At 65.4% G+C, this 12,306-nt stretch carries 9 protein-coding genes; 7 read left to right on the forward strand and 2 right to left on the reverse strand.

Annotated elements, in window-relative coordinates:
- A partial coding sequence (locus Q4F91_RS10450) for a hypothetical protein (RefSeq protein ID WP_303337455.1) occupies positions 1-215 on the reverse strand: 215 nt, incomplete at its 3' end.
- A gap of 307 nt (positions 216-522) precedes the next feature.
- On the opposite strand from Q4F91_RS10450, the gene Q4F91_RS10455 reads away from it, so the two are divergent.
- From Q4F91_RS10455 to ilvC, 5 genes are all read left to right on the forward strand, one after another.
- Positions 523-1,596, forward strand: coding sequence for an alpha/beta hydrolase (locus tag Q4F91_RS10455; RefSeq protein ID WP_303337457.1), 1,074 nt, complete (start codon positions 523-525; stop codon positions 1,594-1,596).
- Between the two features lie 197 nt (positions 1,597-1,793).
- On the forward strand, positions 1,794-2,339 hold the full coding sequence (locus Q4F91_RS10460; protein WP_303337459.1) for a GNAT family N-acetyltransferase: 546 nt from the start codon (positions 1,794-1,796) through the stop codon (positions 2,337-2,339).
- A 1,092-nt stretch (positions 2,340-3,431) separates the two neighbouring features.
- The gene (ilvB, locus tag Q4F91_RS10465; protein WP_303337460.1) at positions 3,432-5,150 is read left to right on the forward strand and encodes a biosynthetic-type acetolactate synthase large subunit; all 1,719 of its coding nucleotides are present in this window, start codon (positions 3,432-3,434) and stop codon (positions 5,148-5,150) included.
- Entirely contained in the window at positions 5,143-5,640 is a 498-nt protein-coding gene (ilvN, locus tag Q4F91_RS10470; RefSeq protein WP_303337462.1) for an acetolactate synthase small subunit, read from the forward strand. The genes ilvB and ilvN overlap by 8 nt, the downstream gene beginning before the upstream one ends.
- A gap of 122 nt (positions 5,641-5,762) precedes the next feature.
- Positions 5,763-6,779 (forward strand): ketol-acid reductoisomerase, encoded by a 1,017-nt coding sequence (gene ilvC / locus Q4F91_RS10475; RefSeq protein WP_303337464.1) that lies wholly within the window; start codon positions 5,763-5,765, stop codon positions 6,777-6,779.
- A gap of 215 nt (positions 6,780-6,994) precedes the next feature.
- Here ilvC and Q4F91_RS10480 read toward each other — a convergent pair whose 3' ends face one another.
- Entirely contained in the window at positions 6,995-8,104 is a 1,110-nt protein-coding gene (locus Q4F91_RS10480) for an asparaginase (RefSeq protein ID WP_303337466.1), read from the reverse strand.
- Positions 8,105-8,563: 459 nt separating this feature from the next.
- Between Q4F91_RS10480 and Q4F91_RS10485 the strand changes: the two genes are divergently transcribed.
- Entirely contained in the window at positions 8,564-10,951 is a 2,388-nt protein-coding gene (locus tag Q4F91_RS10485; protein WP_303337468.1) for an aconitate hydratase, read from the forward strand.
- Between the two features lie 325 nt (positions 10,952-11,276).
- Positions 11,277-12,306, forward strand: a 1,030-nt coding sequence (locus tag Q4F91_RS10490) for a type II toxin-antitoxin system HipA family toxin (RefSeq protein WP_303337469.1), incomplete at its 3' end; no start/stop codon positions are given.

The following is a 12,306-nucleotide window of genomic DNA, read 5'->3' on the forward strand; positions in this document are numbered from 1 at the left end:
TCCTTGGCCCGCTCCTTCTGGCGGTCCTTCATGTCCTTGGCGCGCTCTTTCTCGGCCTTGCGGATGTCCTTCTCACGCTCCTTGGCGGCCTTCTTCGCGTCCTTGGAATCCTTCTGGACCATCGGCGGACGGTCGGGGTCGGGGGCGGCGAAGGCCGGGGCGGTGAAGGCGGCGCCGAGGGCGACGGTGACGGCGAATGCAAGCTGCTTGATCATGTTTCTTCTCCTTCCTGAAGATGACCCCGGGGGGAATCCGGTTTCTGTGAGTTTGAGTATAGGAGGCCGCGGCTTAGCCGATCCATAGAGAAGGATTTGGTCACATTTCGGCTCCCGTCGTCCATGTGGTGTCGTCTAAAAGTGATGGCCGCAGGGAGGATGCCATGCTGTTTCCGGTATGCCTTACGGGCATGATCATAGATTCGATATAGGTATTTGATATTGCTGAAATTCCAAGGTATAAATGGCTCAACGGGATAGCTCCCGGGCATGGAAACGGACAAACTCGAATAGAAAGGCATACATCATGAAGACGCGCAGGAATCTTCTCATCAGCACCGGGGCCGCTCTCGCCGCCAACGCCGTCGCCGCAGTCATCACGCCCGCGGCCGCCAAGGAGACCGTCATGAAGAAGGAAGTGCTCACGCTCGGCACCGCCTGGGACAAAGTGTTCCCGAGGAGCGAAAAGGTCGGTCACCGCAAGGTGACGTTCATGAACCGCTACGGCGTCACGCTCGCCGCGGACCTCTACACGCCGAAGGGCGCGACGGGCAGGCTCGCCGCCGTCGCCTGCGCGGGCCCGTTCGGCGCCGTCAAGGAGCAGAGCTCGGGCCTCTACGCCCAGGAGCTCGCGGAGCGCGGCTTCGTCGCCCTCGCCTTTGACCCCTCCTTCACGGGCGAGTCGGGCGGCGGCATCCGCAACGTCGCCTCTCCCGACATCAACACCGAGGACTTCTGCGCCGCGGTGGACTTTCTCACGACGCTCGAGAACGTCGACGCGAACCGCATCGGCGTCCTCGGCATCTGCGGCTTCGGCGGCATGGGCCTGAACGCCGCGGCGATGGACACGCGCATCAGGGCCACCGTCACCATGACGATGTACGACATGAGCCGTGTGAATGCCAACGGCTACTTCGACGCCATGGACGCCGACGCCCGCTATGCCCTCCGCGAGCAACTCTGCGCGCAGCGCACCGCGGACGCGAAGGCCGGCAAGGCCGCTCCCGCGCCCGGGCTCCCCGAGAAGCTCACCGGGGAGGAGCCGCAGTTCGTCAAGGACTACTGGGACTACTACAAGACGAAGCGCGGCTTCCACGCCCGCGGCATCAACTCGAACGGCAACTGGAACACGACCTCGTCGCTCTCCTTCATGACGATGCCGCTCCTCGCTTATTCGAGCGAGATCCGCAACGCCGTGCTGATCATCCACGGCGAGAAGGCGCACTCGCGCTACTTCTCCGAGGACGCCTTCAAGCGTCTCACGGGCGACAACAAGGAGCTCGTGATCATCCCGGGCGCGAACCACGTTGATCTCTACGACAGGAAGGACGTGATTCCGTTCGACAGGATCGAGGCGTTCCTTAAGCAATACCTCGCCTGAGAAATTTCACTTTTCCCCTCTTCCTTCCTCTCTCTCTCTCTCTCCTCTTCCTCCCTGGGGAGAGAGCGCCGAAGGAAGGCGAGGCACACTCCGCCGGCAGATGAGGTCATCGGCGGGGCGTGCCTCTTTTTGTTTTTCCTGTCGTTGACGTCAACCGGGCGGATAATTGGATTTCTCTCCGATGCTCAGGGACTCCCATGATGAGAACCGAACTGATCCGCGACCCGCTTCACCCGCTCTACGACACGGCGATGAGCCTTTACCGCGCGAGCTTCCCCTTCCACGAGCAGCGCGAGGGTGCCTCGCAGGCCGCGATCCTGCGCGACCCCGCCTATCAGTTCCGCCTGGTGTTCGAGGAGACTCCTCAGGGAGAGGCCCTCGCCGGCATTGCGCTTCTCTGGGAGACCGGCGGCTTCGTCTACGTCGAGCACCTCGCCGTGCAGCCGCTGATGCGCGGCCGCGGCACGGGCGCGCGGATCCTCGGGGCGCTGGCGGCCGGACAGAAGCCCGTCATCCTCGAGATCGACCCGCCCGTCGACGAGATCTCAAGGCGCAGGAAGGCCTTCTACGAGCGCTGCGGCTTCACCGCGAACGCCTTCGCCCACGTGCACCCGCCCTATCACCGGGGTCTTGAGGGGCACGCGCTCGTTGTCATGAGCGCCCCCGGCGCCCTCACGGAGGCGCAGTACGCGGACTTCGGCGCGTTCCTGCGCATGCGCGTGATGGCCGGCGCCTTTGCCTGACCTTCCGCGCAGCCTCCGCGAGACCGTTCCGGGAGCGTTCGCCCCGGGCGGAACCGTCCGCAGAATCTGCCCCGTTGCGGTGCACGGAAATCTCCGGATCGCCTGCGGCTCAGGGGATCTGCGACTTTTTGCTCATTGCGGCGACGGACTTTCTGCAATATGTTCGTTTGTTTTTGTGCAACTCAATGAAAACATTGGGGAAATCCCCTGCGACTCCGTGGGGAATGCGGTGTTTCATGGTCTGCGGGAGCGCTTGTTTTGCAGAAATTCACGGTTTTTCTAGGCAGAATCCCTGAGGGCTGAATCTACCTCTCAGGGATAACGCTACCGTACATATTGCCCGTCTCCGGGCGTGAACACTTGCAATATGTTCTATCCGGGTGCATGATGCTCCTCACGCCGGACGCAAACCGCAGAAAACGCGGAGCTGATCCGGAAATTTCAGACAAGTCAACAGACTTCCAGTTTCCTTTCGGAGTTTCTGCAAATGCGCGCCTACATCGACACGATCGCTCGCCGTCCCCTCGGGACCCCGGCCGCGCGCATTTCGCTCATAGACCTTCGCGTAGTACGAGTACTTCGCCTTAGGGTGGAGAGCGGCAGACTCGGCCGGGAAGCCTGATCCCCGGCCACCCCCGAAAGAGCAGCCGTTCTCCCGCCTCCGCCTCGAAGCAGGGCCGATGGAAACGGCATGAAGCGGGTCACACCCGCACACCGGCTCACACCACCCTGCTCCTCCTCGCACAAGTTCCCCGCCACAGGTCAAGGGGAACGAACGAGGGGAAAGAACCGGCCGCACGCGCGGTCTCGAAGAAAAAGCTTCTTTCAGGGTCAGTCATGAGCCGCAGCCAGCAGAACACGAACACGATGAGCCGCCGGGACCATCCGCCCGGCAGGCCGGGAGCAGCCCCTGTCAGGGTACGCCTCCTGAGCTGAAACCTTTTCCAGAGGGTCCGCAATCCCCCGCCTCTTCCGACCGGTGAGCAGCCGGCGGCGGAGAGAAGACGCGGCCCGCATGTCTCCCAAGATCAATTTCCCGTCCCCCGCAAAAAAATGACCTCGAAACACACAGAATTCTCGCCCGCCGGATCAATGACAGGCTCCCAGATCATGATGGAGGCCCTGCATGCCGAGGGCGTCCGCCACGTGTTCGGCTATCCCGGCGGCGCCGTGCTCCCGATCTACGACGAGATCTATCACCAGAAGTACTTCACCCACGTGCTCGTGCGCCATGAGCAGGCCGCGATCCATGCGGCGGACGCCTACGCCCGCTCGACCGGTGAAGTCGGCGTGGCGCTCGTGACCTCGGGCCCCGGCGCGACGAATGCCGTGACCGGTATTGCGACCGCCTACGCCGACAGCGTGCCGCTCGTGGTCTTCACGGGCCAGGTGTCGACGAGCCTCATCGGCAGCGACGCCTTCCAGGAATGCGACACCGTGGGCATCACCCGCCCCTGCGTCAAGCACAACTACCTTGTCAAGGACGTGCGCGATCTCGCCAAGACCATCCGCAAGGCCTTCCACATCGCCAAGAGCGGCCGTCCCGGCCCCGTGCTGATCGATCTGCCGAAGGACGTGCAGACGGGACGCTGCGACTTCTTCTACCCCGAGACCGTCGAGATCCCGAGCTACCGTCCCACCACGAAGGGACACCCGGGCCAGATCCGCCGCGCCGTCGAGGCACTCATCGCCGCTGAGCGGCCTCTGATTTATTCAGGCGGCGGTGTCATCGCCTCCGGCGCGTCGGACCTGCTGAAGGAAACCGCCGAACTCCTCGGCTTCCCCGTGGTGACCTCGCTCATGGGCATCGGCGGCTTTGACGGCACGGATCGCAAGAGCCTCGGCTTGGTCGGCATGCACGGCTCGTTCGAGGCCAACATGGCGATGCACGAGTGCGACGTGCTTCTCACCGTCGGCGCCCGCTTCTCCGACCGCGTGATCGGCAACCCCGACGACTGGCAGAGCCGCGAGCGCACCGTGATCCAGATCGACATCGATCCGAGCTCTATCTCGAAGAACGTGCACACCGACGTGCCGATAGTGGGCGACGTGAGCGAAGTGCTCACCGAGATGAACGCCATCCTGCGCGAGACGCCCGCCGCGGCGGACCGCACCCGGTTCCTCGCGTGGATCGAGAGAATCGAGGCCTGGCGCAGCCACGAGCATCATCGCTACTCCACGATGCGCGACGGTCCGATCCGACCGCAGGCCGTGATCGAGATGGTGGGCAAACGTGCCGGTCCCGAGGCCTACTACTCGACCGACGTGGGTCAGCACCAGATCTGGGCCGCGCAGTACCTGAAGTTCAAGGGACCGCGCCACTGGATGAGCTCGGGCGGCCTCGGCACGATGGGCTACGGTCTCCCCTCCGCGCTCGGCGTCGAGTTCGCGCACCCGGGATGCACCTCGGTGCTCTTCACGGGCGACGGCTCGATCCAGATGAACATCCAGGAGCTTGGCACGGCGAAGCAGTACGGCTGCCACCCGAAGATCTTCCTTCTCAACAACAGCTACCTCGGCATGGTGGCCCTGTGGCAGCGCTCGTTCTACGACGGCAAGTGCTCGGAGTCCGTGATGGAGGTGCAGCCCGACTTCGTGAAGCTCGCCGAGAGCTACGGACACGTGGGTCTGCGCGCCACGAACTACGAGGAGCTCGAGCAGGCCATTGAGGACGCCTTCGGGAAGTACGCCGACCAGCTCGTCTTCGTCGACGTCCACATCGCCCGCGAGGAACCCGTCCTGCCGATGGTCGCGCCCGGAGCCGGCCTCACTGAAATGACCCTGCCCGCCGGAGCCAACAGCCATGAATGACCGTCACATCCTCTCGATCCTCCTTGAAAACGCCCCCGGCGCGCTCTCGCGCGTGGTCTCGCTCTTCGCGGCGCGCGGCTACAACATCGAGAGCATCACGGTGGCCCCGACCGAGAACCGCACGGTCTCGCGCATGACGATCGCGAGCATCGGCGACGCGGCCGACATCGAGCAGATCACGAAGCAGCTCAACCGCCTGATCGAGGTTGTGAAGGTCGTCGATCTCGTCGAGAGCGACCACGTCGAGCGCGAGCTCATGCTCGTCAAGGTCCGCGCCGTCGGCCGCGACCGCGACGAGATGATGCGGATCGTCGACATCTTCCGCGCCCGCGTCGTTGACGTCACCGACAAGAGCTTCACGATCGAGGTGACCGGCGACACGCGAAAGAACGATGCGTTCCTCCGCGCGGTCGACAAGACGGCCATTCTCGAGACGGTCCGCACCGGCGCCTGCGGCATCGGCCGCGGCGAGAAGATGCTCCAGGCGTAACGAATACCCCGAAACATCCCCATAAACCATCCCCCAACAAACAGTTTTTCAATCCATCCGCCTCCCCCGGGAAATTTCACTTCCACCCCTCGGGGGGAGCAAAACCTAAAGGAACACTTGAAATGAAGGTCTACTACGATTCCGACGCCGATCTGTCGATCATCCAGAGCAAGAAGGTCGCCATCATCGGCTACGGCTCGCAGGGTCACGCCCACGCGCTGAACCTCCACGACTCCGGCGTCGACGTGACGGTCGGCGTCCGCAAGGATGGCGCCTCCTGGAAGAAGGCCGAGGCCGCCGGCCTCAAGGTCGCGACGGTCGAGGAAGCCACCGCCGGCGCCGATCTCGTGATGATGCTGATCCCGGACGAGACGATCGCCAAGGTCTACCGCGAGCAGGTCGCCCCGAACCTCAAGCAGGGCGCCACGCTGGCCTTCGCCCACGGCTTCAACATCCACTTCGGCCAGGTCGAGCCGCGCGCCGACCTTGACGTGATCATGATCGCCCCGAAGGCCCCGGGCCACACGGTCCGCTCCACCTTCACGCACGGCTCGGGCATCCCGCAGCTCGTCGCCGTCCACCAGGACGTCTCGGGCACCGCGCACCAGACCGCCATCTCCTACGCCTCCGCGAACGGCGGCGGCCGCGCCGGCATCATCGAGACGACGTTCCGCGCCGAGACCGAGACCGACCTCTTCGGCGAGCAGGCCGTGCTCTGCGGCGGCTTGGTCGAGATGATCAAGATGGGCTACGAGACACTTACGGAAGCTGGATATGCCCCGGAAATGGCGTACTTCGAGGTCTGCCATGAGATGAAACTCATCATCGATCTCATCTACGAGGGCGGCATTGAGACCATGGACTACTCGATCTCGAACAACGCCGAGTTCGGCCAGTACTACACCGGCCCGAAGGTGGTGAACGAGGAGAGCCGCAAGGCCATGCGCGAGTGCCTGAAGAACATCCAGAACGGCAAGTACGCGAACGACTTCCTCACGGAGTGCGCCAACGGCTACCCGCAGCTGCGCAGCCAGCGCCGCCTCACCGCCGAGCACGGCATCGAGGTGACCGGTGCGAAGCTCCGCGCCATGATGCCCTTCATGCGCGACCGCCGCATCGTCGACAAGTCGAAGAACTGATCGGGGGATCGGTTCGGACCGGGCGGGGAAGGATCGGTGTGTGTGTGATCCTTCCCGGCCCGGAAAACGGGCGGCCCCCTGGGGAGGGGCTGCCAAGGGCACGGAGCGCGGGCCGAACCGCCTCCGGGCCCGCTCTCTCTCAGGCCCGGCCGGGATCCATCAGTGGTTCCGGTCGGGCTTCTCGTTCTCTGAGGCGGAGGATACTGATCAGGCGATCAGTACTCGTCGAACATTCGCTGGATTTCCTTCGGGTCGGAGGTCTTCGTGAGCGCGAGCTGCAGCAGGATCCTGGCCTTCTGCGGGTTGAGCGTGCCGGCCTTCAGGAGCCCCGCCTCCTCGAAGTACGCGACCGAGCGGATCGTCGGGCCGTTGGGCACGCGGGCGCCGCGCACGACGGTGATGCCCTGCTCGACGGCTCCCTTCAGAACCTTGAAGACATCGTCGGGCACCGAGCCGTTGCCCGTGCCGGCGTGGACGATGCCCTTCACGCCCGCGGCGACGGCGGCCTTTGCGAGCGTGCCGTCATCGGCGACGTGGCTGTAGAGGATGACGACGGGCGGGAGGTCCTTGAGCCCCGTCACGTCAAACTCGGTCTGGGAGGTGTGCTTTCTCGTGCTCGCGCGGTAGAAGACGGGGTTTCCCGCCTCGAAGTAGCCGAGGTAGCCGAGCTCGGGTGACTGGAAAGTGTCGACACGCAGCGTGTTTGTCTTCTGCACGTCGCGGGCGCCGTTGATCACGTCGTTCATGGCGATCATCACGCCGCGCCCCTTCGCCTCGGGGGTGCTTGCGAGCTTGACGGCATTGAGCAGATTCACCGGGCCGTCGGCGGAGATGGCCGTGGCCGGGCGCATGGCGCCGACGATCACGACGGGCTTGTCGCTCCTGACGACGAGGTTGAGGAACCAGGCGGTCTCCTCGAGCGTGTCCGTGCCGTGCGTGATGACGACGCCGTTCACCTCCGGCTTCGCGAGGAGCTCGTTGATGCGGCCGGCGAGCTTCAGCCACGTGTCGACCTTGATGTTGGGCGAGGCGACGTTCGCGATCTGCTCGCCCCTGCAGTCGGCGATGTCATGGATCTGCGGGACGGCCGCGAGCAGTGTGTCGATGCCGAGGCTGCCGGCCTTGTAGCCGGTCATCTCGGTGGCGGACGCGGCGACGCCGGCGATCGTGCCGCCGGTGGCGAGAATCCAGACGGTCGGCTTCCCGGCCTTCACGGTCTGCGCGGCCGGCGCGGCGACGGGAGCCTCGGCCGCCTGCAGCACGGGAGCGGCGGTGAGCGCGGCGGCTGTGACGGCGAGCGCGATGAACGTCTGACGAATCTTCATGATGCTTTCCCCTTGGTGGCAGTTCTGTTCTGTGCCGGCGCATCTTTCTCCAGGGAAGCGCCCGCACCGGCGCGGTGCATCTTCTCATGCAATCCGAGTGCCCGACAGCCCGGGGAAAACCCTCGCGGGCGGGACGGAAGATTCATCCGGGGTGCGTCGCCGACGCACTCAGGCAGAGAAGGCGTGGCCTGACCGGAAGACGCGCCTTCCGCGGCGCTGTTGCACTGCCCCGTCCTGCGGCCACGGGTCCGTCTCCCCGGATCTCCTCCGCGGCAGGGGATTTCGGCTGTTGCACCGGCATGACGTTGCACTGCCGGGACACTTCGCCCGGTGAAATTTCCTTGACGGCGCATCGGCATGCCTAGGCATGCACCGGCGGGAGACTTCATCCGCGGCCGGGAGGAACCCCCCTTTCCCGGCCGGGAAGATCCCCTAGATAAAAAAGGAGAAGAGAAAAAAATGTCGAGCAACCTGAGCCGCCGCAGCCTCCTGAAGGGCTCCGGCCTTGCCGTCGCCGCCTCGGTCGCGGGCACTCCCGCCGCCGCCTGGGCCGCCATCCCCGATCCGGATCAGCAGCATCCGATCCGCAACATCGAGAAGATCCGCGCCTTCTACGCGGAGTATCCGAAGCGCATCGCCGCCGTGAGGAAGGCGATCAGCCGCCCGCTCACGCAGAGCGAGAAGATCCTCTACGCGCACCTCTTTGACATGGCCGCGGTGCATGACTTCAAGCGCGGCGGCGAGTACGCGACGTTCCGCCCCGACCACCTGATCATGCAGGACCTGCTCGCGCAGTCCGCCATGCAGCAGTTCCTCGTCGCCGACTTCCCGTCGGTGACGCTGCCGACCTCGATCCACTGCGACCACCTCACGCTCGCCGACAAGGGCGCGAAGCATGACCTCGCGATCTCGAACGAGACCAACAAGGTCGTCTACAAGTTCCTGCGCGACGTGAGCGACAAGCTCGGCATCGACTTCTGGGAGCCGGGCGCCGGCATCATCCATCAGGAGACGCTCGAGAACTACGCCTACCCGGGCTGCCTCATCGTCGGCTGCGACTCGCACACGCCGAACGGCTCGGGCCTCGCCGGCATGGCGATCGGCATCGGCGGCGCGGACGCCGTCGACTGCATGTCCGGCATGCCCTGGGAACTCCCCGTGCCGAAGGTGATCGGCGTGAAGCTCGAGGGCGAGCTGAAGGGCTGGACCACCCCGAAGGACATCATCCTCAAGGTCCTCGGCATGCTCACCGTCAAGGGCGGCACGAACGCCGTGATCGAGTACTTCGGCCCGGGCGTCGACACGCTCTCCGCCACCGGCAAGGCCACGATCGCCAACATGGGCGCCGAGCTCGGCGCCACGAGCTCGGTCTTCCCGTACGACAGCCACATCGTTGACTACCTCCGCAAGACCGGCCGCGCCGAGATCGTCGAGATGGCCAACAAGGTCGCCGGCGACCTGCGCGCCGACCAGGCCGTGTACGACAACCCGGAGAAGTACTACGACAAGGTGATCACGATCGACCTCGCGAAGCTCGAGCCCCAGGTCTCCGGTCCCTTCACGCCCGACGCCGCGATGGATCTCTCGTCGATGAAGAAGAACGTCGTCGAGCGCGACCTCTCCGACCCCGTCGAGGCGGTGCTGATCGGCTCGTGCACGAACTCCTCCTACGAGGACATCACGCGCTCGGCGGACCTCGCGAAGCAGGCCCTCGAGGCCGGCATCGACCTCAAGTGCCCCGTCTACCTCTCGCCCGGCTCGAACCTCGTCAAGGCGACGATGGACCGTGACGGCCTCACCGCGATCTTCGAGAAGCTCGGCGTGACGGTGCTCGCCAACGCCTGCGGCGCGTGCGTCGGCATGTGGAAGCGTCCGAACAACCCGGACCGCAAGAACACGATCGTCGCGGCCTTCAACCGCAACTTCAGGAAGCGCAACGACCTGAACCCGAAGACCGAGTCCTTCCTCGTCTCGCCCGACATGGCCGTCGCCTACGCGCTCTCGGGCAGGCTCTCCTTCAACCCGCTCACCGACCCGGTCGTGACGAAGGACGGGAAGTCCGTGATGCTGCGCACCGCGAAGGGTATCGAGCTCCCCGAGCAGGGCTACGCCCGCGCCGAGACCGGCTGCCACATCGCGACCTTCAAGACCAAGGAGATCAAGGTCGATCCGACCTACGAGCGCCTGCAGCTGCTCGATCCCTTCCCCGCCTGGGACGGCAAGGACCTCACCGGGCTCCCGCTCCTCATGAAGGTGAAGGGCAAGTGCACGACCGACCACATCACGCCGTCGGGCAAGTGGATCAACTTCGTCGGCAACATCCGCCGCATCTCCGACAACACCCTGTCGGTCGCGCAGAACGCGTTCGTGCCGGGCGAGCTCGACCACGTCTGGAACCAGAACACGAAGGCCTACGACAAGGTGAGCTCGGTGGCGAAGAGCTACAAGGCTCAGAACCGCTTCTCGATCGTCGTCGGCGACGAGAACTACGGCGAGGGGTCCTCGCGCGAGCAGGCCGCCATGCAGCCGCGCTACCTCAACGTCCAGGTGATCCTCGTGAAGAGCTTCGCGCGCATCCACGAGTCGAACCTCAAGAAGCAGGGCATCCTCGCGCTCACGTTCGCGAACCCCGCCGACTATGACCGCATCCAGGAGAAGGACACGCTGTCGGTGATCGGCATGAAGGACTTCGCGCCCGGCAAGCCCCTCACGGTCGTCATCCGCCATGAGAACGGCACCGAGGAGCGCATCGAGGCGAGGCACTCCTACAACGAGAACCAGATCCCGTGGTTCCGCTACGGCTCCGCCCTCAACATGCTCCGCGAGGAGAGGAAGGCGAAGGCCTGATTCTCTCCCGGGAAGGAAGGCGCGCCCGGGACGTCCTCCCTCCCCTTGCCCTCCGGGCTTCCCCGTGCCTTCCAGGAGCATCGGGCAGGCTCGTGAGGCGGGCGGCGCCGGTCACGCCGCCCGCAATCCCGGGACTCTTCATGTGAGTTTTCTCCTTCTTCCAGGGGACTGTCGTTTTGCTCTGCACGGCACGACAGTCCCCCTTTTTTTCAGAGCGCTCGCTTCCCGGAGGCGTTTGAAGGAAAACCGCCCGGGGAAAGGGCGGAGGACGCTTCGTGCGTGTAGCATTGACGCAGCTTTTCCAAGGAGTCACGGATATCGCACGATGCTCCCCGCTGTCACTGAGGTCACGGCCGACCTCCCTCTCCTTTCCTCGTCCATGCCCGTGGGCCGGCTCACGATTGAAACCGTGCGCGGCACGGATTCGCCCGCCTTTGAGTTTGACGACGCGTGGCTCGGACGTTTCCCCCGTCTCCGTCTCTCCGCGGATCTGCAGCCGGTGCCGGGCAGGCAGTTCGCCTCCGGCGGACTCTTCGGGTGCCTGCGCGACCAGATCCCGGACCGCTGGGGGCGGCGGGTGCTGCGGGCGCGGAAGGCTTCCGTGACGGGCGTGATATCCCCGGCGCTCCCCGGCGACCTTGAGTGCCTGTTCGCCGGCGACGACTTCACGAGGCTCGGTGCCCTGCGGCTCACGGCCGACGGCGCGCCCGTCGGCGCGGGGGCGGTGAGTGACCTCCCCTCCGTGGAGACGGTGCCGCGGATCGCGCGCGCCGTGCGGGCCTTCGAGGAGGCCGACGCGGCGGGAAAGGTGCCGCCGGCAGAGGCACTTGAACTGCTCGACGGCTCCGGCGCCTTCATGGGCGGCGCAAGGCCGAAGCGCTGCGTGCGGGGTTCGGAGGGTGAAATTTTGCTGGCGAAGTTCCCGTCCGTCACTGACGACGGGTTCGACGTGAGCCTCTGGGAGCTCTGGGCGCACCGCATGGCGGCGCGCTGCGGCATTCTCACGGCACCCTCCTCGGCCGTCCGGTGCGACGGCGGGCATGTCTTTCTCATGCGCCGCTTCGACCGCACGGCCACGGGCGGCCGCATCCACTTCGCCTCGGCGATGACGCTCCTCGGCCTCGCGGACGGCGACGGCGCGGCGACCGGTCACGGCTACGGCGAGATCGCGGACTTCATTGCGGAGCACTCCCCCGCAGCGGAGGAGAACCTGCGCGAGCTCGTGAGGCGCGTGGCGTTCAGCATCCTCATCGGCAACGCCGACGACCACTTCCGCAACCACGGGTTCCTGCTCGGCGGCTTCGATGGCGTCCCCGGCTGGACGCTCTCGCCCGTCTATGACATCAACCCCACCC

Source organism: Sutterella sp., assembly GCF_030539355.1.
Taxonomy (GTDB): domain Bacteria; phylum Pseudomonadota; class Gammaproteobacteria; order Burkholderiales; family Burkholderiaceae_F; genus Sutterella.

Coding starts and splice junctions, on each gene's coding strand:
- Q4F91_RS10455 (WP_303337457.1), top strand. CDS start 523: ATGAAGACGCGCAGGAATCTTCTCATCAGCACCGGGGCCGCTCTCGCC.
- Q4F91_RS10460 (WP_303337459.1), top strand. CDS start 1,794: ATGATGAGAACCGAACTGATCCGCGACCCGCTTCACCCGCTCTACGAC.
- ilvB (WP_303337460.1), top strand. CDS start 3,432: ATGACAGGCTCCCAGATCATGATGGAGGCCCTGCATGCCGAGGGCGTC.
- ilvN (WP_303337462.1), top strand. CDS start 5,143: ATGAATGACCGTCACATCCTCTCGATCCTCCTTGAAAACGCCCCCGGC.
- ilvC (WP_303337464.1), top strand. CDS start 5,763: ATGAAGGTCTACTACGATTCCGACGCCGATCTGTCGATCATCCAGAGC.
- Q4F91_RS10480 (WP_303337466.1), bottom strand. CDS start 8,104: ATGAAGATTCGTCAGACGTTCATCGCGCTCGCCGTCACAGCCGCCGCG.
- Q4F91_RS10485 (WP_303337468.1), top strand. CDS start 8,564: ATGTCGAGCAACCTGAGCCGCCGCAGCCTCCTGAAGGGCTCCGGCCTT.